Origin of the sequence: Sphaerimonospora cavernae, assembly GCF_042435035.1 — a bacterium.
GTDB lineage: Bacteria > Actinomycetota > Actinomycetes > Streptosporangiales > Streptosporangiaceae > Sphaerimonospora > Sphaerimonospora cavernae.
Map to the genome: position 1 here is coordinate 168,376 of NZ_JBHMQT010000014.1, position 18,326 is coordinate 186,701.

An 18,326-nucleotide genomic window follows, 5' to 3' on the forward strand; every position below is an offset into this window, starting at 1 on the left:
GAACGGCCATTCGGCAGGAACCGAACGACACGGAGTTGACTACTCACGGTAAGAACCCGCGGGCGTGTTTGAAAAGGTCGCCGACATCCGGCGCAGCCATACGACGACAGCCGTCCGATTTGTCGTCATAATGGCTGCATGTCCCCCCGTCGTTGCCCCTCTGACCTGACGGACGCGCAGTGGGAACTGATCCAGCCTCTGCTTCCGGAGCCCAACACCAGCGGGCGCCCGGAAAAGCATCCACGCCGCGAGATCGTGAACGCGATCCTGTACGTGGTGCGCTCAGGCTGTCCCTGGCGATACCTGCCCAGAGACCTTCCGCCCTGGCAGACGGTGTACTGGCACTTCCAGCAGTGGGAACAGGCCGGGATCATCACCGAACTGCTGTCCGAACTGCACATCAGGGCTCGCCTGCAAGCCGCCGGCGAGGACCGGCCATCGACGGGGGTTGCCGGCCCCCTCAGCGTCGACGATGCCGGCACCACCCGCGATGACATCGTTAAACGCGGCCGGAAGCGTCTCATCCCCGAGATCACCCGGCCGCTGGTCGCCCTCACGGTGATGGCCGCCAGTTGGCGGGAGCGTGACGAATTCGAGCAGGTCCTGCTCTGGGCGTTCTGATGACATCGCTCCGGAATGTTCCCCTCGGACGCTCACCAGGATGGGCAGGCCAGTCAGCCCATCGATTGACCTGGCCCACTACCTGTCAGCCCCTGGCCCATGCGCACGTCGACCGACCCTCGCCGAAGCCTCCGGGCGTCCTTTTCAAACACGCTCAAAGTTGACCCAAATGCACAATGAATGTGATTTACATCACATTCATTGTGATGTTTTGCTCAAAGTCCGGGGTCCATGGGTTCAAGGCCACCTGAGGCCCGGGCGGCGGAACAGCTGATCCAGCAGGGTGCGAGCCGGCCTTCTGCGTGGACACCCACTGTGGGAATGTCCATTGTCAGAGGGCGTAGTGCTCGCCGGGGCGATGGCGGTCGCCCGTGATCTGGCGGTGGTCCTGCGTAAGCTGGAGAAAAGGCTGCCTGACGGTCGCACGGCCGCTTGCGCTGCCGGTGATACCTCGCCTGCGTTGGTGGTGATGACGGCCTCGTGTGGGGCAGGGTTAGGGCATGGATCTCGATCGGCTGGCCGGTGGCGCTCATCATGACCCGCACTCGATCCTCGGCGCGCATCTGTGCCGAAGGGGCGAGGGCGAAGAACGCGCGCCCGACGGTGTGACGATCCGGGCGCTGCGGCCCCTCGCCGAGAAGGTCGAGGCCCTTGTGGACAGCACGGCACACGAGTTGAGCCACGTCGCCCACGGGGTCTTCGAGGTGACCGTCCCGGGGCTGGACAAGATCCCCGATTACCGGCTGCGGATCACCTATCCGGGGGCCCCGCCGTACGAAACGGATGATCCGTACCGGCACTGGCCGACGCTGGGCGAACTCGACCTGCACCTGATCGGCGAGGGACGGCACGAGCGGCTGTGGGAGGTGCTCGGCGCCCGGGTCATGCGTCACGAGGACGTCGACGGCACCGCTTTCACGGTGTGGGCGCCGAACGCGCAGGGCGTCCGCGTGATCGGCGACTTCAACCACTGGGACGGCGTCGCCCATCCGACGCGCTCGCTCGGCCGGTCGGGCGTCTGGGAACTGTTCATCCCGGAGATCGGGCCAGGCGCCCGCTACAAGTTCCAGATCCTCGGCATGGACGGGGTCTGGCGGGAGAAGGCCGACCCGATGGCCCGTCACACCGAGGTGCCGCCTGCCACCGCCTCGGTCGTCGAGCGGTCCGAGTACGCCTGGGGCGACGAGGAGTGGATGTCGGCCCGGCCGGAGCACGACGCACGCGCCGAGCCGATGAGCGTCTACGAGGTGCACCTCGGCTCCTGGCGGCCCGGGCTGTCCTACCGGGAGCTCGCGGCCCAGTTGGTCGAGTACGTCACGGACATGGGCTTCACGCACGTGGAGTTCCTGCCGGTGGCCGAGCACCCGTTCGGCGGGTCGTGGGGATACCAGGTCACGTCGTACTACGCGCCGACCTCCCGGTTCGGCACCCCCGACGACTTCCGGCATCTCGTGGACGAACTGCACCGGGCCGGCATCGGCGTGATCGTCGACTGGGTGCCCGCGCACTTCCCCACCGACGAGTGGGCGCTGGCCCGCTTCGACGGCACGCCGCTGTACGAGCACGCGGACCCCAGGCGTGGCGAGCACCCTGACTGGGGCACCTACGTCTTCGACTTCGGCCGCCGCGAGGTGCGCAACTTCCTCGTGGCCAACGCGCTCTACTGGCTGAAGGAGTTCCACATCGACGGCCTGCGGGTGGACGCGGTCGCCTCGATGCTCTACCTGGACTACTCACGCAGGGAGGGCGAGTGGACCCCCAACGTCTACGGGGGCCGGGAGAACCTCGACGCGATCGATTTCCTGAAGGAGACGAACGCGGTCTGCTACCGCGAGGTCCCCGGCATCGTCACGATCGCGGAGGAGTCGACCGCCTGGCCCGGCGTGTCGCGGCCGACGCATCTCGGCGGACTCGGCTTCGGCTTCAAGTGGAACATGGGCTGGATGCACGACACGCTCGCCTACCTCGCCCGTGAGCCGATCTTCCGGCAGTACCACCATCACCAGATGACGTTCTCCCTCATGTACGCCTTCTCCGAGAACTTCCTGCTGCCGCTCTCCCATGACGAGGTCGTCCATCTGAAGGGATCGCTGCTGGGCAAGATGCCCGGCGACGAGTGGCAGCGCTTCGCCAACCTCCGGGCGCTGTACGCGTTCATGTGGGCGCATCCCGGCAAGCAGTTGCTGTTCATGGGCGGCGAGTTCGGCCAGGGCGCGGAATGGTCGGAGGCCACCGGGCTGGACTGGTGGGTCCTGGACTTCGACTTCCATCAGGGAATACAGCGCCTCGTGCGCGACCTCAACCGGATATATCGCGAAATACCGGCCATCTACTCCCAGGACTTCACACCCGACGGCTTCCGATGGATCGACGCGGACGACGCCGCGGGCAACACGTTCTCCTTCCTCCGGTACGGCTCGGACGGCTCGATGCTGGCCTGCGTCGTCAACTTCTCCGGCGCCCCGCACGAGAACTACCACCTCGGCCTCCCACTCGGCGGCGAGTGGGAGGAGGTTCTCAATACGGACGCCTTCGAGTACGCCGGCAGCGGCGTCGGCAACCTCGGCGCGGTGCCGGCCGAGGAGATCCCGCACCATGGCCTGCCCTGCTCGGTACGGCTCCGCCTACCCCCCCTCGGCGCCGTCTGGCTTCGCCCGACCATGACCGAATCGGCTTCCGGGGCGTCGGCTCTCCCGCCGGAAGAAGAGTGAGAGAGCACGGCTCACGTGGTTCCGCTCAGCGGATCGTCCACCAGCCGGGGAGCACGAGCGGGCCGTACACGGGCAGCCCGAGATCGGCGGCGATGCGAGCGACCGGGCCCCACGCCTCCAGCCGGACGCGGGCGCCGGATGCGGACCTGTCCTCGCTTGACTCCGGCGGAAACAGCCGCTCCAGCGGGTGCATGCGCGGATATGTCCGTACCGGTGTGGTCGTGGGCAGATCGGCCCGGCGGCGGGCCATGACGAGCGCGTCCTCCAGGCCGCCGATCTCGTCGACCAGGCCGTGCTTCACGGCGTCGGCGCCCGTCCAGACACGGCCCCTGGCCAGCTCGTGCGCCCGGTCACGGTCCAGGCCGCGGCCGTCGGCCACCTTGCCGACGAAGTCGGCGTAGATCCGGTCGAGCCAGGCGTTGACCCGCTCCCACTGCCCGTCGGAGAACTCCCGCGTCGTCGAGAACATCCCGGCGTTCGCGCCTTCGGTCACGGCCTCGGTCACCACGCCGAGCTTGCCGAGGAGCTCCCCGACGACCGGCTTGCCGCCGAACACGCCGATCGACCCGGTCAGCGTGCCCGGCTGCGCCACGATCAGGTCGGCGGCCATGGACACGAAGTAGCCACCGGAGGCGGCCAGTTCACCCATCGACACGATCACCGGCTTGCCCGCCTTCCGGGCCAGCACGACCTCACGCCAGATCGCGTCGGAGGCGACGTACGACCCGCCGGGGCTGTCCACGCGGAACACGATCGCCCGGACCTTCTCGTCCCGCCGGGCCGAGCGCAGCGCCGCACAGATCGTGTCGGAGCCCATGGCACCCCCGCCGCCCAGCGGGGATCGCCCGCTGCGCCCGAGCCGGATCATGCCGTTGCCGTGGACGAGCGCGACGACGTCGGCGCCGGGGCGGGGCAGCCGCCCCGGCAGCGCGGACCTGGCGTACCTCGACACGTAGAGCAGGCGGGCCGCACCCCTCGCGGTCTCGGCGCCTCCCACGATCCCGGCGGCTCCCAGGGTCTCGGCGTAGACCTCGTCCCGGTACTTCAGCCCGTCCACCAGGCCCGCCTCGACGGCCTCGGCGCCGATGAACGGCCCCTGGTCGATCAGCTCACGGACCCGGTCGGGGTCGAGAGAGCGGCCCTCGGCGATGCCGGCGGTGATCTGCTCGGTCACCGACTCGGCGATGCGGGCGGCCGACTCCCGGTGCGCCTCGGTCATGTGGTTCTGGGTGAACATGTTCGCCGCGGTCTTGTACTCGTGGCGCTGACCGAGTTGGTACTCGATGCCGGCCTTCGCCAGGGCGTCCCGTACGAACCGCTGCTCGAGAGCCACGCCGGTGAGCCCGACGTCGCCGGAGGGCTGCAGGTAGACCCGCTCGAAGGCGCCGGCCAGGTAGTAGGGGACGGTCCCGGCGCCGAACTCGCCGAACGTCTCGGCGAACGCGACCGTCAGCTTGCCCGCCGCCCGCAGCTTCAGCACGGCGGTACGCAGCTCCTGAACCATGCCGAGGCCGAGCGGGACGCCGCCGACTTTGACGATCAGCGCGCGGACACGGGGGTCGCGACGGGCTCGCTTGAGGCCGGACAGCACGTCGGTGAGGCGCGCCTTCCGCATGGACAGCAGGGCGCCGAGCGGATCGGCCGGCGGTCCCTCCGACAGCCCCTCGGTCAGGTCCAGTTCCAGCACGAGCGGGGCGGTACGGCGCTGCCGCAGCTTGTCGACGGTCTCCACAATCGTCCTCGTCGCGTCCATGAATGCCACCTTAAGCGACGGCTTGGATGCCGCGCAGAAACGGGAACGGGCCCCCACACCAGGTGGTGTGGGGGCCCGGATCGACCTTGGTCGAAGAGGTTGCTACTTCAGGGCAGAGATCAGCTCACCGTTGGTGGTGTCACCGCTGAGCTCCCAGAAGAAGACTCCGCCGAGGCCCTGGTTCTTGATGTAGCTCATCTTGCCGGCAAGGGTGGCCGGGGTGTCGTAGCTCCACCAGTTGCTGCCGCACTTGGCGTACGCCGTGCCCGCGATGGTGCCGGTGGCCGGGCAGCTGTTCTTGAGGACCTTGTAGTCCTCGATGCCCGCCTCGTAGGTGCCCGGAGCCGCGCCGGTGGCGGTGCCGCCCGGCGTGCTCTGGGTGACGCCGGTCCAGCCGCGGCCGTAGAAGCCGACGCCCAGCAGGATCTTGCTCGCCGGCACGCCCTTGTTCTTCAGCTTCTGGATCGCCGCGTCGCTGTTGAAGTCAGCGATCGGGATGCCGGAGTAGGAGGTGAGCGGCGAGTGCGGAGCCGTCGGGCCCTTCGCGTCCCAGGCGCCGAAGAAGTCGTACGTCATGACGTTGTACCAGTCGAGGTACTGCCCCGCGCCCGCGTAGTCGGAGAGGTCCAGCTTGCCGCCCGGGCTGGCGTCAGCGGTGATCGCCGCGGTGATCAGGTAGTCCTTACCGAACTTGTTGCGCAGCGCCCGCACCAGGTCGGTCATGGCGTTCGGGCCGCTGCTGTCGCAGGTCAGACCACAGGCGTTCGGGTACTCCCAGTCGATGTCGATGCCGTCGAACACATCGCCCCAGCGCGGGTCCTCGACGAGGTTGTAGCAGGAGTTGGCGAAGGCCGTGGGGTTCTTCGCCGCCTGGCCGAAGCCGCCGGACCAGGTCCAGCCACCGAAGGAGAACAGCACCTTGATGTGCGGGTACTTGGCCTTCAGCTTGCGCAGCTGGTTGAAGGCGCCGCGCAGCGCGTTGGGGTTGTCCCAGGTGTCGGCCACGCCGTCCACGCTGTTCGCCGCGGTGTACGCCATGTCGTAGTCGGCGTAGGCGTCACCGATGGTGCACTGACCGTTGGTGACGTTGCCGAAGGCGTAGAGAAGGTGGGTGAGCTTGTCCGCCGAGCCGCTCGTCGCGATGTTCTTGACGAAGTACTGACGGCCGTAGACGCCCCAGTTGGTGAAGTAGCCGACCACCTTCTTGCCACCGGGCGGCGGCGGCGCCGTCGGCGTCGCGGACGGCGACGGGCTCGTCGGAGGCTTCGTGGGGGTCGCGGACGGCGACGGGCTCGTCGGAGGCTTCGTCGGGGTCGCGGACGGCGACGGGCTCGTCGGAGGCTTCGTCGGAGTGGCGGACGGCGACGGCGTGGAGCCGCCCGGGAGGAGCTTCCACAGGGCCGGAACGTTCGGCGGCTCCCAGCCGGCCAGGGACGTGTGCGGCTGGACGATCTCGTAGTCCTTGCCGGAGTACGTGACCCGCGCGCCCACGGCGTAGTAGGTGTTCGGGGCCCAGGCCGGGTAGGCCAGGGCGACCGCGCTCTGGGGGGCGGTGGCGGCGGTGGCGGTCCCGATGGCGAGCGGCGCGAGCAACATTGCGCCTGCGACCATGGACCCCAGCAACATTTTTCGCAAAAGTAGCTCCAGGTAGGGGGGTGTCCCGGAAACTCATAGGAAAGTTTCCTATCAGTTAATCCTGGAGCTTACGTTCACGTCAGCCGACGGTCAACACCCGAGTCGCCGGTTAATCTCTGTTTAAGGATCCGCTAAGGCATTCCCGATCGGATCCGCACCCGCGGATCAGCTTGTCGACGGGATGAGCACCTCGATGGGATCGAGGTCGCCGGGGGCGTCGCCGGGGTAGGCCCCGGACAGCATCGCGCCGACCGTGTAGAGATTCCAGGCGAGGGCGGGCTGCTTGACCACGGGCGCGGCGAACATCTCCTCGACGGCGTCCTTCCTGACGAGGTCCCAGAGCACGCCGTCGCCGAGTACGCCGTCGCGGAGCGCCGCGGTCAGCCGTTCTCCCGGGCTGGTCCGCCAGTTCCAACCGCTTCCGCCGCCCTTCGGTTTGGGCGCGGCCGACTTCTTCGGCGCGGACGACCGGCGGCGGGCGAGCAGCGACTCCCACCTCGAGGGGGTGCGCTCGGCCCGGAACCTCCACTCGGCGCCCTCGAGCGGGATCCCCCGAAGCCGCGGCGCGAAGATGCCGATCAGTTCGTGGACGACTTCCTCCGAGCGGCGCCACAGCGGGTCGAGGGCGAGCGCCGCCCCCACCACCCTGTTGTCGAGGAACGGCTGCACGGCGTCTCCCCTGCGCAGCGATCCGGCGCGCGCCGCCGCGTGCCATCTGCCCACCCGGTAGGTGACGTATATGTGGTCGAGCGCCCCGGCGGGATCGGTCTCGGCGCGTTCGCGCCAGGGCGTGGCGAGCTCGAGGGCGTGGGCGTTGGCGTCGTCGGTGAAAAAGGCCTCGTCCTTCAGGAAGAACGCGTCCACGCGGCGCCGCATCGCGGCCGGCGCGGGATTTCCCTGACTGTAGAGGAAGCCGCCGCGCAGGATCTCCCCGCTCTGCCCGGACATGGTGAGCTTCGAGCTGTAGGGCAGGTATTCGACGATGCTCTCGTATGCGGAGGTCATGCCCTCACACGTGCGCAGCACCTCGTGGGTACGGCGCAGCGGATGCTCCACCAGCACCGCGTCGCGCCGCTCCGTTCGCTTGGGCGCGATCACGTTGTGCTCGACACCGAGCTTGGCGGCGATCCGCCGGGCGATCACGACGTCCGGATGGTCGTCCAGGCCGTTGGTGGTAGCCCGGAACGGCACCCCGGCCGCGTGGAGAAGCGCCGCCATCAGCCGGCTGTCGCGTCCTCCGGTGAGCGCCAGGTTGACCTGGTCGGTGAGCGGCCGGACCGTCTCCACCAGCGCCTCGGCCAGGCCCTCGATCGCGGCACGCCTGCCCCGGGACGATGTCGGCACGGGACCGGCCGCGGGCGGCGGCACCGTCGTGATCCGCCTGATCCGTTCGTGGCCGGCGCCGTCACGCACGTCGAGCGTCGACGACGGGGGCAGCGCGGCGACCCCCTCGAACGGGGTCTCGTCGGACAGGAAGTAGCCCTGACGCACCATCGACTGCAGGGCCCGCACGTCCCAGGCCACCGGACCGCCGCCGCGGGCCACCAGGTGCACGAGAAGCGCCCGGTTTCCGACGATGTGCAGCTCCGGCGTCTGCGCGTAGAAGATCCCGCAGGCCCGCGTCATGTCGGTGACGGCCGTCAGCCCGCCCGGCTCGATCCTGATGGCGGAGAAACACCCGCGCGTGCCGAGCGCGATCTCCCCCATCGACAGGCCCGACGAGGACGGGCCGAGCAGCCTCCCCACGTCGTCCCAGTCGAGCAACCGCCCGGTGACGCCGATGGCCGCGTCCCGTGTCGCCGTCACGAGCTCGGGCCGGGTACGGCTGTCGCCCTCGTTTCCCCAGCCGAGCAGTACGGCCCCGGGAAATCGGTGCCGAGCCGAGGTCACGGTGTCCGCGGGCACCGGGAAAGCCTGCTCGATCAGGTCTTCCGCCTGCCGGATCACGCTGTCGAGCAGCGGCTCGGCGGAGCCGCCGCCTTTGCTCGCCACGGCGAGAAAAACGCGCATGAAGACCTCACATCGGTGGAACTCGCGATCACGTCGTCAGAGAACCGGACGATACCGGCCGCGCAGTCGGACGAACGGGGCTTTCGCGGCATTGACGTAATCGACGTTGCGGACCTCCCCGATGAACAGGGTGTGGTCGCCCGCCGGCACCACCTGCGCCGTCTCGACCTCGATCGCGGCGACGCCGCCGTCCACGACGAGCGCGTCGCTGTGGGGGCCGCGATGGTGGGCGACCCCCGACAGCAGCAGGCGCGCGCCGGGCCGGCCGGCCGCGGCGAACCGCGAGGCGATCGCCTGCTGGCCGTCGGCGAGCAGGCTGGCCGCCCACTGGTCCCGGCGCAGCAGCACCTCGGTCAGATAGCTCGTCGAGGTGAGACCGACCAGCACGAGGGGAGGATCGAGCGACACCGACGTCAGGGACGTCACGGTGACGCCGAGGTCGTCGCGGCCGTCCCGTACGGTGACCACCGCCACCCCGGCCGCCGCCTGGGCCATGGCCTCGGTGAACAATCCGCGCAACGAGCTCACTCCTTCCTGTCTGGTCGGGTCATCCGGACGGGTCAGAGGAGCCCGTTCCGGGTCAGCCAGTCCTTGGCCACCACCGGAGGATCATCCTTGTCGACGGCGATCCGCTTCATCAGCGACACGAGCGTGGCGGTGTCGAGCTTGGCCGAGATGTCATCGAGAGCCGAGGTGACCTCGGCGTTGACTCCCGCCCGGTAGACCAGAGGGGTGACGTTCTCGGCGCCGAAGGCGTTCTCGGTGTCCTGCAGCGGCACCAGGTCGTTCAGCACGATCTTGGGGTCGGTGGTGAACACGTTGCCGACCTGGATCGTGCCGCTCTTGATCGCGTCAGCGGTGGTCGCGCCCGTCGGCTTCCACTGCTTGAACTCGATGCCGTAGACGGCCTTGAGGTTCTCCTCCTGGCGCTGCTTGAACTCGGGCGGTCCGCCGACGACGAACTTCTTCGACACCTTGGCCAGGTCCTCCATCGTGGCCAGGCCGTACTTGTCGGCGGTCTTCCTGCTCACGCTCAGCGAGTTGTTGTCCTCGGCGGCCGACGGTGCCAGAAGCACGAGTTCGGCCGGGAGCTTCGCCCTCACTTCGGCCATGATCTCCCTCTGGGTCCTGGCCGTGCTGCTCTTGTCGACGAACGCCAGCAGCGAGCCGACATATTCGGGCAGAACGGTCAGTCCGCCGCTCTTGATCTGGTCGTACACGACCTCGCGGCTGCCGATGTTGGGCTTCTCCTCGACTGTGATGCCCTTGGCCCGCAGCGCCTGCGCGTAGATCGAGGCGAGCAGGACGCTCTCGGGGAAGTCGAAGGAGCCGACGACGACCGGGCCGGCCAGTCCGCTCGAGGTGGCGGAGTCAGCCGACTCCGTGGTGCTCAGCGGGTCGGCGCCGCCGCAGGCGGATAAGGCGAGCGTCGTCACCAGGGCTACGGCGGTCGCGCCGAGGATGCGTCGGATCATCATGAATCCCTTCAAGTCGGAAAAGTAGGAGAAGTTAACAGATCACCAGAGGTTACGCACTCCCGGCGAGACGGTCACGCGCTGGAGCAGCGTGAAACCGAGTTGGACGGCCAGCGCGAGCGCGGCCACCAGGACCGCTCCCCCGATGACGTCGGCGTACGTCTTGGTGGCGATGCCGTCGATGATGAACCGCCCGAGTCCGCCCAGCCCCACGAACGCCGCGATCGTGGCCGTCGACACCACCTGGATCGCGGCGAGCCGCAGGCCGAGCAGGATCAGCGGCAGCGCGACCGGGACCAGCGCCCGGAAGAGGACCTGCCGGCCGCGCAGGCCCATGCCGTACGCCGCGTCGCGCAGGTCGGGGTCCACTCCGCGGATGCCCTCATAGGTGTTGACGAGGATCGGCGGAACAGCCAGCACGATCAGCGGGATCAGGACCGGCGCCGCGGTGCCGACGCCCGCCAGCAGCACGACGAGCACGAGCAGCCCGAGCGTGGGCAGGGCGCGGGCGGCGTTCGCCGAGACGACGACGATCAAAGCGCCCCGGCCCGTGTGTCCGGTCAGCATGCCGAGCGGCACGGCGATCAGGGCCGCGATCAGGAACGCCACCCCGGAGAACTCCAGGTGCTCCAGCAGCCGGACGGGAATTCCGTACGGGCCGGACCAGTTGGCCGCGTTCCCGAAGAAGTCGATCAGCCAGCTCATCGCGCGTCCCTCCGTGCCCGGGACCATGGAGTGAGCAGCCGTTGGGCGAGCACGAGCAGGCCGTCGGCGAGCACGGCGAGCAGCACGATGAGCGCGATCCCCACGATGATCGGAGTGTAGAACTGGCGCTGCCAGCCGTCCATGAAGAGCTCGCCGAGGCCGCCCTGCCCGATCAGCGCGCCCACGCTGACCAGGCTGATGCTCGACACCGTCGCCACCCGCGTGCCCGCCAGGACCACCGGTACGGCGACCGGCAGCTCGACCTGGAGCAGGCGGCGCAGCGGCCGGAAGCCCATCGCCACCGCCGACTGCCGCACATGGTCGGGCACCGAGGCCAGTCCGTCCACCACCGCCGGGATCAGCACGGCCAGCGTGAAGAACGTCAGCGGGATGATGACGGTCGCCGGGGTCAGCCCGGTGACGGACAGGAAGATCGAGAAAAGCACGAGCGACGGCAGCGCGTACGTCACGTTCACCAGACCGGCGGTGGGCTGGTAGAGGCGTGGCCAGCGCGCGCAGGCCAGGCCGAGGGGCAGGGCGACGAGCAGCCCGAGCAGCACCGGGACGAAGGCCATCAGGAGGTGGCTCTCCAGCAGCGTGCTGATCGCGGACGGGCTGCCGTTGTCCCAGTTCCGCGTGATCCAGTCCCAGCGGATCAGCGGTTCGCTCTTCATGCCGGTGCTCCCTCGCCGGCCGATGCTCCCTGATCGGCCGGTGCTCTCTGGTCAGGGAGGCCTCCGGCGTATTTCCGCAGCACGGCGTCGAGCGCCTCCCGCGTCGCCACGCCCAGCACGCGGCCGTCTCCGTCGACCGCCACGGCCGTGCCGTCGGGCGACAGCAGCGCCGCGTCCAAGGCCGCGCGCATCGAGTCGCTCTCCGGATCGAAGGTTCCGTACGGCACGAGCCTGCCGTCGACGCGCAGGCCGAACGGGCGGTCGTCGTCGTCGACGGCGAGATCGGCGGGCGCCGGGTCGAGCCGGACGTCCTTGGCGGAGATGAAGGACAGCCGCCGGATGCCGCGGTCGCGGCCGAGGAACTCGCGGACGAAATCGTCGACCGGTTCGCTGAGCAGCGTGGCCGGTCCGGCCATCTGGGCGAGTCTGCCTCCCGTATGGAGGACGGCCACGGTGTCGCCCAGCTTGATCGCCTCGTCGATGTCGTGGGTGACGAACACGATCGTCTTCCGCAACTCGGACTGGAGACGCAGCAACTCGTCCTGCAGTCCGGTCCGCACCACCGGGTCGACGGCGCTGAACGGCTCGTCCATCAGCAGCACGGGCGGGTCGGCCGCGAGCGCCCTGGCCACCCCGACGCGCTGCTGCTGGCCGCCGGAGAGCTGGAAGGGATAGCGCGTCGCCAGCTTGGGGTCGAGGCCCACAAGCTCGATCAACTCCATCGCTCGGGCCCGGGCCTTCTTCCTGTTCCAGCCGAGCAGGTACGGCACAGTCGCCACGTTGTCCACGATCTTGCGGTGCGGGAACAGGCCGGCATGCTGGATCACATATCCGATGCCGCGGCGCAGCGTGGCCGGGTCGATCTCCCGTACGTCCCGGCCGCCGAGCAGGATCCGGCCCGAGGTGGCGTCGACCATGCGGTTGATCATCCGCAGCGAGGTGGTCTTGCCGCACCCGGACGGCCCGACGAGCACGGTGATCGCCCCGCCGGGCACCTCTATGCTCAGGTCGTCCACGGCGACCGTGCCGTCCTGATAACGCTTGGTGACACCGTCGAATATGATCAAGGATTTCGTCCCGTCGTTTGATCCCGCCGGTGCCGCCGGGTCGTGGTCACCCTCGCGCCGCCGGTCCGCCGGGCCCGCCCCCCGACTTCTGCCTCTTCAGCCCCGCGTCGTCCCTGCTCCTGCCTCTGGCCTCGCGCCGATGACCGTTGTCTTGATGACTCTTTTGTTGTTGACTCCTGACCGTCAGCCTACGACCGTACGGTAGACATCTCCGAGTGACCACTGAATTCGAACACATGAATGATACGTGAAGATCTTGACCGAATGCCCACCAATAGGGCATCTGAGGTGCGCCGACCCGTGACGTCTTGGCATGATTGGCCTCGGGCTTCCTGTCTGCCCTCCGAACCACCCAGGAGGCGGTCGTGACTACACCGCTCATCGGCCAGCCGCTCACCGGGAAGCACTCCCGGAGCGATCTGGTCGCCGAGTTCTACGAGCGTCACGCCGCCGGGCTGTTCGCGTACTGTCACGACCAGCTCGGTGAGACCACGTCAGCCGGCGACGCCGTCGTGGCGGTGTTCGCCGCGCTGCCGTTCGGGGAACCGCCGCGCGCCGTCCTCTACGCGCTGGCCCGCCGGGAGATCTACCGCCGGGACGTCAGCTACGCCATGCCCGCCGTCGACTCGGCTGTCGATCCCGCCACCGCGCTCATCGAGCGGGTGTTCCGCGACATCCGCCCGCACCAGCGTGAGGTGCTGCTGCTGTCCGCCGTGTGCGGGCTGACGAAGCCCGAACTTTCTCTGGTACTGGACGTCGCAGCGGACACGGCCGAGGATCTCACGGCCGGGGCGAGGCATCGCTTCGCCCAGACTCTGGCGACCGCGGTGTCGGCCGTCAGGTCGGCGCCGTACCTCGCCTCGGATGTGGCCGAGATCTACGACGCGATCGGCGTCGCCCCGATCGAAGACGTGCTGGCCCGGCTACCCTGGCGCCGGCCCTCCGCCGACGTACGCGGCCGGGTGCTGTCATCGCTGCCTCACCAGGACCCCGGTGCGGCCGATGCCGCTCCCCCGCTGCCGATCAAGCGGCTCTGGCCGACCGCTCCGTCCTGGCCGCTGCCGCTGAGCGCGCCCGACCAGGTCAGCAACACCTGCGTGGTCCCGGCCGACGCGGTCCCGGCCGACGCGGTCCCGGCCGGCTCGGCTCAGACCCACGCGGCTCAGACCCACGCGGCTCAGACCGAGGCGCCAGGTTCGGCCAGGCCGAGGCGGAGGGCCAAGCACGAGGCCACCACCGAGCCCATGCCCAGGTTGCGCGGCTCGCTGCTGGCCGCGCTCGGCGAGGGCCGTACACGCAGGCGACGCGGCGGCACGGCGGGGAAAACAGCGGCGTCCCATGCGACGGGTACGGCGACGGACACAGCAACGGACACAGCAACGGGCACAGCGACGGGCACAGCGCAGGCCACGCCCACCCGGTCCGACGCTCCCGCGCCCCAATCCTCCGCCGCCCGATCCCCCGTGTTCGGGTTTCCCGTGTCCGGGCTTCCCGTGACGGCGGCATCGGGTCCCGTCACCGAGCCGTTCGACGCCTTCCGGCCCCTCGATCCGGAGAACAGCCCGAAGGAGAACAGCCCGGACAGGCAGGAGACGCGGGGTGGTCACGGGACCACCACCAAGGACGACCCTCCGCCGCCCGTCTTCGCCGCGCCCGTCTCGACGACGTCTGGCTCGACGTCGTCCGGCTCCGCACCGGCCACCGGTGAGGGCCCCACTCTCAAGGAGACCGAGAGCAAGACCGCCGGGGAGAGCAGGGCGCCCAAGGCGGCCCAGGCGCGGAGCAAGCGCGTCAGGAACCGCGACCGCCACTACGACTGGGCATGGGAACTGATCGGCTTCCTGATCTGCCTGGCCATCGCCTTGATCGTGTTTTTCGCGCTACCCAACATGGTCACGCATTGATCGTCGGCTGAAGTGCTCACCTGGGCGGTTCGGGGAGCCAGGCCCGCCCTCGCCATCGCCTTCCAGATCACGGTCGTACGGCCGGCCACTCTTCTCGTGTGCCTCGATCCCGGCCGGCGCGACCTCTCGACTCAGCAGTCCCGACGTCAGCGTGCGCGGTTCCATCTGGACCGCGTCCAGAGCGAAGTCCACCGGGTCGCCCAGAAGGTCTCGTCCCGCTCCCCTGAACGGAAAGCTAGAACAGCTTCTAATATCCGTCCAGAGGCAGAGTTTCCGAGGCGATCACAGTTGGGCAAATAACCATGAAATGCATGGAGGAATGCGCGATTTTGCGACTGAGCGGTAACCCTTCTAGGAGGGCGGGAATCAGATAACGTGTTCTCATGCATACCTCGCGAGCGGCCACCGACGACCCGGCGCCACCACTGAAGGGGGCTACCGGTGCCCGCACCCGCAGCCAGCACCAGCGGCGCCGGCGCATCGTCCAGGCAGCGGCCGCACTCGCCTCACGAGGCGGCGTCGAAGCCATGCAGATGCGCACGGTCGCCGAACGCGCCGGAGTCGCCCTCGGCACGCTCTACCGCTATTTCCCCTCGAAAATGGACCTGGTCGTAGCGGTGGTGAGCGAGGAGATCGACCTGCTGGAGACGAGCATCGAGCGACGTCCCCCCGCGTCCGGCACACCGGCGGGCCGGGCCGTGGACGTCCTGATGCGCGCCACCCGGGGCCTCATGCGGGAGCCGGAGCTCGCCGACGCCCTCATCCGCTCGCTGATCATGGCCGAGGTCGAGACGCCGTTCGGAGAGCGGCTCGCGCGGCTGCTGCTGCGGGTCGCCGCGGGCAGCACCGGTACGGACGGGGTCATCGCCGAAGCCTCCTCCGGGGATGTCACCAGGGAGCGGCTCGCGCTCGCCGAGTCGCTGGCCGCCATCTGGGTGCACGAGCTACTGGAGATGCTGCGCGGCAAGCGCACCTATGACGACATCCAGTCACGCATCGAGCTAGCCGCCCAACGCCTCGTAGCCGACTTCTGACCAAACCCCCGATGCCGCGACACCCCGAGACTGCAAGGTAACAAATGCGGTAAGCGCAGCTCAGCGTAGGTGTGTGCGAGCAAGTGCGAGATCACGGGGAGGGTGTGCGGGGAGGGGGAGTCAACGCCAGGCGTCGATGACGTCTTCTGCTCCCCACAGGAGATCGACACGTTGGGTGTCGGGGTGGACTCCGGACAGCGATACCACGGCCAGACCGCTCACTCCGGTTTCGAATCCGGGGACCTGTGCGGCATCGCGGCGGAGCTTGGCGAGGTCGTGCCCGTCGAACGGAGTGCCGAGCCACTTGATCGATCCCGCGAACGCGATTTGACGGGCCACGGGGGACCGATCGGCGCCGACGAGGTCGACTTCGGGGGCGAACTGGCGGTTCCACCAGCCGCCTATGGCCTCCGCCTCGGGCCATGGCAGCTCCCCCACCGCGGCCGCGACTCCCAGGGCCTCGCGTACGATCGGCTCCACCGCCCGGCCGCGCAGACTGGTCCATCGCCGCTCCACCAGCCGGAAGGCCATGTCGGGCCGGCCGCGCCGTACGTGCTCGGCCGCTGAGCGCAGAACGCCCAGGTACATCCGTAGGTTGTGATCCGAGATCCGGTACAGCGCCGGTTTGCCCGGCTGGATTGACAAGGGCTCATCGATGGCCAGAACGTGCTTCTCCTCCGCCAATCTACGCAGAAGCGGAGAGAGCGAGCCCGACTTCAGTGGGCCCTCACGTCCGCCTGCCGCCGCCGCGATGGCGGCCTGCGTCCGGTCGCCGCTACCGACCGCCTCCAGCACCCGGCGGGCCTGGTCAGGTGTGGGGAACTCGGCGAGCAGCACCGACTCGGGCACACCGAACAGGGGAGAGGCCGGATCCGCGCATTCCGCCCGGATGAAATCGAGCGCAGGCGTGCCCGACGGCCAGGCGCGAAGGATTCCCGGCAGGCCTCCACTTATGAGATAGGCGTCCATCGCGTCCGCTCCCGTCAGGCCGATGGCCTCGGCGGTCTCGGCCGGGTTGAGCGGCCCGAGGGCCATGGTGTCGGCACGCCCGTAGAACGGACGGTCGTAGGCGGTCAGGCGCTCCATCATGTGCAGGTCACTGCCGGGCAGGAGCAGCAGGATCGGCCGGGCCGACAGCAGCCTGTCCCAAGCCGTCTGCAGCGCTCCGTCGAACAGGTCGTCCTGCTCGGCGAGCCAGGGCATCTCGTCGATGACGACGATTGCGGCACCTGGGGGAAGTGCCGCGAGCAGGACCCGGAACGCCTCGGGCCAGCTTCCGCTGGTCAACTGGACGACATGCTCCGGTGTCGGCGGCAGTGATGAGTCCGCGAGCTCCGCACAGAACTCCGCCACCGACTCCACCGGAGACATGCCCTTGGTAGCGGTGAAGTACAGGTACGGCACGCCGGCCTGGTCGCAGAACTCCTGCACGAGCCGAGACTTGCCCACCTGGCGACGGCCCCTGATGGCCAGGGCGGCCCCGCTGCCTGTGACACGCACCTGGTCGAGGCGCTTGCGGAGCACGGCGAGCTCGGTTCGGCGTCCGATGAACGTCGATCGCACCATCAGGCCCCCTATGTAGATGCCATCTAGCTAGATGCTATCTACATAGGGGGACAGCGATGTCGCGTCAGTCGAAGACGACGATCTGGCGGAGCACTTCGCCGCTCTTGAGTGCGGCGACGGCGTCGTTCAGGTCGGACAGCTTGATCCTGGAGCTGATCATGCTGTCCAGGTCGAGCTTGCCCGCCTTGTAAAGGGCGGCGAAGCGCGGGAAGTCCCGGCGCACGTCGGCTCCGCCGTACATCGAGCTGAGCAGGTTCTTGCCCTCGAACAGCAGACTGAAGGCCGTCAGCGGGACCTGGTCGTCCATGGCGCCCGCTCCGACGACGATCGTGTCGCCGCCGCGGCGGGTCGCCTGCCATGCCGTCATGATCGCGGCGGATCTGCCGACCACCTCGAAGCCGTAGTCGAAGCCCTGGCCGCCGGTCAGCGTGCCGATCGCGTCCATGAGCCCGTCGGGCGTGCACGCGTGGGTCGCGCCCACCTTCTTGGCGAGCTCGTGCTTGGACTCCAGCGGGTCGATCGCGAGGATCGTGGTCGCGCCGGACAGTCGGGCGCCCTGGATCACCGACAACCCGACGCCGCCGCAACCTACGACGGCGACGGTCGACCCGGGCCGTACCTTCGCCGTGTTGAGCACGGCGCCCACGCCCGTGGTGATGCCGCAACCGATCAACGCGGCGGCCTCGAAGGGCACCTCGGGGTCGACCTTGACGGCGCCCTGCCAGGGGACCACGATCTCCTCGGCCCAGGTGCCGCAACCGGACATGCCGAACGCCGGCTTGTCTCCGTCGTAACGGAACCTGGCCTCGGCGAAGCTCTTCATGATGTACGTCATGCAGAGGTTCGGCTGACCGACGATGCAGTTCGGGCAGTCGCCGCAGGCAGGCGTCCAGTTGATGATGACGTGGTCGCCAGGTTGTACGGAGGTCACCTGGTCGCCCACCTCGACGACCTCTCCCGCGCCCTCGTGACCCGGGATCACCGGCAGCGGCATGGGCAGCACGCCCGACAGCACCGACAGGTCGGACTGGCAGACCCCGGTCGCCCTGATGCGTACGCGGACGTCGGCCGGTCCCACCGGCGTCAGCGTGAAATCGTCACGGATGTCGAGCTTCTCGTCGCCGACCGCATGTAACAGCGCGCCGCGCATGGGGACCTCCTGGTTGTCCGG

14 protein-coding genes are annotated in these 18,326 nt (G+C 68.9%); 4 read left to right on the forward strand and 10 right to left on the reverse strand.

Annotated elements, in window-relative coordinates:
- The first annotated feature begins 138 nt into the window (after positions 1–138).
- On the forward strand, positions 139–621 hold the full coding sequence (locus ACFHYQ_RS09855) for a transposase (protein WP_394300794.1): 483 nt from the start codon (positions 139–141) through the stop codon (positions 619–621).
- Positions 622–1,121: 500 nt separating this feature from the next.
- The gene (gene glgB / locus ACFHYQ_RS09860; RefSeq protein WP_394300795.1) at positions 1,122–3,332 is read left to right on the forward strand and encodes a 1,4-alpha-glucan branching protein GlgB; all 2,211 of its coding nucleotides are present in this window, start codon (positions 1,122–1,124) and stop codon (positions 3,330–3,332) included.
- Positions 3,333–3,357: 25 nt separating this feature from the next.
- On the opposite strand, the gene sppA is transcribed toward glgB, so the two are convergent.
- The 8 genes from sppA to ACFHYQ_RS09900 all read right to left on the reverse strand — a co-directional run bounded on the left by sppA (position 3,358) and on the right by ACFHYQ_RS09900 (position 12,651).
- On the reverse strand, positions 3,358–5,085 hold the full coding sequence (sppA, locus tag ACFHYQ_RS09865) for a signal peptide peptidase SppA (RefSeq protein WP_394300796.1): 1,728 nt from the start codon (positions 5,083–5,085) through the stop codon (positions 3,358–3,360).
- 102 nt (positions 5,086–5,187) lie between these two features.
- Positions 5,188–6,696, reverse strand: a complete 1,509-nt coding sequence (locus ACFHYQ_RS09870) for a glycosyl hydrolase family 18 protein (protein ID WP_394300797.1) — start codon at positions 6,694–6,696, stop codon at positions 5,188–5,190.
- 189 nt (positions 6,697–6,885) lie between these two features.
- Positions 6,886–8,730 (reverse strand): asparagine synthase-related protein, encoded by a 1,845-nt coding sequence (locus ACFHYQ_RS09875; RefSeq protein WP_394300798.1) that lies wholly within the window; start codon positions 8,728–8,730, stop codon positions 6,886–6,888.
- A gap of 36 nt (positions 8,731–8,766) precedes the next feature.
- Positions 8,767–9,258, reverse strand: coding sequence for a flavin reductase family protein (locus ACFHYQ_RS09880; protein ID WP_394300799.1), 492 nt, complete (start codon positions 9,256–9,258; stop codon positions 8,767–8,769).
- A 32-nt stretch (positions 9,259–9,290) separates the two neighbouring features.
- Positions 9,291–10,208 carry an ABC transporter substrate-binding protein gene (locus tag ACFHYQ_RS09885; protein ID WP_394300800.1) on the reverse strand — a complete coding sequence of 306 codons (918 nt, stop codon included), beginning with the start codon at positions 10,206–10,208 and terminating at the stop codon, positions 9,291–9,293.
- Between the two features lie 39 nt (positions 10,209–10,247).
- Positions 10,248–10,910, reverse strand: a complete 663-nt coding sequence (locus ACFHYQ_RS09890) for an ABC transporter permease (protein WP_394300801.1) — start codon at positions 10,908–10,910, stop codon at positions 10,248–10,250.
- Positions 10,907–11,584: an ABC transporter permease gene (locus tag ACFHYQ_RS09895; RefSeq protein ID WP_394300802.1), complete on the reverse strand. Its 678-nt coding sequence runs from the start codon at positions 11,582–11,584 to the stop codon at positions 10,907–10,909. The genes ACFHYQ_RS09890 and ACFHYQ_RS09895 overlap by 4 nt, the downstream gene beginning before the upstream one ends.
- Positions 11,581–12,651, reverse strand: coding sequence for an ABC transporter ATP-binding protein (locus tag ACFHYQ_RS09900; RefSeq protein ID WP_394300803.1), 1,071 nt, complete (start codon positions 12,649–12,651; stop codon positions 11,581–11,583). The genes ACFHYQ_RS09895 and ACFHYQ_RS09900 overlap by 4 nt, the downstream gene beginning before the upstream one ends.
- 365 nt (positions 12,652–13,016) lie before the next feature.
- Here ACFHYQ_RS09900 and ACFHYQ_RS09905 point away from each other — a divergent pair, with 365 nt between their 5' ends.
- Both ACFHYQ_RS09905 and ACFHYQ_RS09910 read left to right on the forward strand, forming a co-directional pair.
- A complete protein-coding gene (locus ACFHYQ_RS09905) occupies positions 13,017–14,555 on the forward strand; it encodes an RNA polymerase sigma factor (RefSeq protein WP_394300804.1) in 1,539 nt (512 codons plus the stop codon).
- 383 nt (positions 14,556–14,938) lie between these two features.
- The gene (locus tag ACFHYQ_RS09910; protein ID WP_394300805.1) at positions 14,939–15,589 is read left to right on the forward strand and encodes a TetR family transcriptional regulator; all 651 of its coding nucleotides are present in this window, start codon (positions 14,939–14,941) and stop codon (positions 15,587–15,589) included.
- A gap of 120 nt (positions 15,590–15,709) precedes the next feature.
- Here the strand turns inward: ACFHYQ_RS09910 and ACFHYQ_RS09915 are convergent, their stop codons facing one another.
- Both ACFHYQ_RS09915 and ACFHYQ_RS09920 read right to left on the reverse strand, forming a co-directional pair.
- A complete protein-coding gene (locus tag ACFHYQ_RS09915) occupies positions 15,710–17,155 on the reverse strand; it encodes an ATP-binding protein (RefSeq protein ID WP_394300806.1) in 1,446 nt (481 codons plus the stop codon).
- Between the two features lie 64 nt (positions 17,156–17,219).
- Entirely contained in the window at positions 17,220–18,305 is a 1,086-nt protein-coding gene (locus ACFHYQ_RS09920; RefSeq protein ID WP_394300807.1) for an alcohol dehydrogenase catalytic domain-containing protein, read from the reverse strand.
- Positions 18,306–18,326: the final 21 nt, after the last annotated feature.